General features: G+C 72.0%; 1 protein-coding gene. It reads left to right on the forward strand.

Annotated features, from left to right (window positions below):
* Positions 1 to 3 precede the first annotated feature (3 nt).
* Positions 4 to 1,116, forward strand: coding sequence for an alpha/beta hydrolase (locus FV222_RS25875; RefSeq protein ID WP_147763102.1), 1,113 nt, complete (start codon positions 4 to 6; stop codon positions 1,114 to 1,116).
* Positions 1,117 to 1,473 lie beyond the last annotated feature (357 nt).

Raw genomic sequence — 1,473 nt, forward strand, 5'->3', positions numbered from 1 at the left:
CTCCTGGCGCCGGCGCCATCGTCCGCCGCCGAGGACGCCCCAGCCGGCGGGCCTCCGACGGTGGCAGGCTACTTCTACGTCGGCGGCCGCTACGAGCGCGTCGCCGACAAGACCGTGATGGTCGGCCAGATGTTCGTGCAGTCGCGGCGGCCCGCCGCCGTCACGCAGCCCTGGCCGGTGGTGATGGTCCACGGCATCTCGCAGACCGGGGTCAACTTCCTCGGCACGCCGGACGGCCGGCCCGGCTGGGCCCAGCGCTTCGTCGAGAAGGGGTTTGCGGTCTACATCGTCGACCAGGTCGGCCGCGGCCGCTCCGGCACCAACCCGGAGGTCTACGGCCCCTACGCCCGGTTCTCCACCCGCGCCCTGGAGGAGACCTACACCGCCCAGGAGCTCTACGACCTGTTCCCGCAGGCCAAGCTCCACACCCAGTGGCCGGGCGGCCCCGGGGTGCAGGGGAACGCCGCCTTCGACCAGTTCTTCGCGAGCCAGGTGCCCTACCTCGCCGGCGCGCAGCAGACCGAGGAGCTGGTCGACCCGGCGCTGATCGCCCTGCTGGACAAGATCGGGCCCGCGGTGCTCGTCACCCACGGCCAGGCCGGGCTCTTCGGATGGGCGGTCTCGGACGCGCGGCCCGACCTCGTGAAGGCGCACGTCGCGGTCGAGCCGAACGGGCCGCCCTTCTTCGACGTGCGCCTGCGCGGCGGCAAGGACTTCTACGAGAAGTCGGGCGACGGGCGCGCCCGCGCCTACGGCATCACCCGCGTGCCGCTGACCTTCGACCCGCCGGTGAAGTCGCCCGAGGATCTCGTGGTGATGCAGGCCAAGGCGCCCGCGGCCGAGGGGCGGATCCGCTGCTGGCTCCAGGGCGAGCCGGTGCGCAGCCTCCCGAACCTCGCCCGCGTGCCCGCGGTGATCGTCACCGCCGAGGCTTCGTTCCGCACGGCCGTCGACGACTGCACCACCGCCTTCCTCGCCCAGGCCGGCGCCCGGCCCGACAGCCTCAAGCTCGCCGAGGCGGGCCTGCGCGGCAACGGCCACATGATGATGCTGGAGAAGAACAGCGACGCGGTCGCCGACGCGCTGATCGGCTGGATCGCCGCGCGCCCGCGCTGAGGCCGGTCGAGACCGATCGAACCGAGCGAAGCCCGCGGTGCCGGCACCAACCGTGGCGTGCAGGCCACAGGCGGGCGCATCCGTCCGCCGAGGCCTTGTGCGCGCCAGGCCCCGGCCGTAACGAAGATCCAGAAAAGCCAATTAGAACATCAGTTTAGCATTATTCCAAACAACGCCGCGAAGCCTGTTTCGCAGCGATTGACCTCTGCTGTCCGCATCCTGGCAAGGCCCCTCAGTCCCATGTGTCGTTCCGCCCTCCGCCCAACTCCGGACCTGCGCAGCCTCGTGCTGGCCGGCGCCTCGCTGTTCGCGCTGGCGTCCCTCGTCCCGTCGGCCCCCGCGCAGGCGCAGGAGGCG

It is taken from the genome of Methylobacterium sp. WL103 (assembly GCF_008039885.1).
Classification (GTDB): domain Bacteria; phylum Pseudomonadota; class Alphaproteobacteria; order Rhizobiales; family Beijerinckiaceae; genus Methylobacterium; species Methylobacterium cerastii.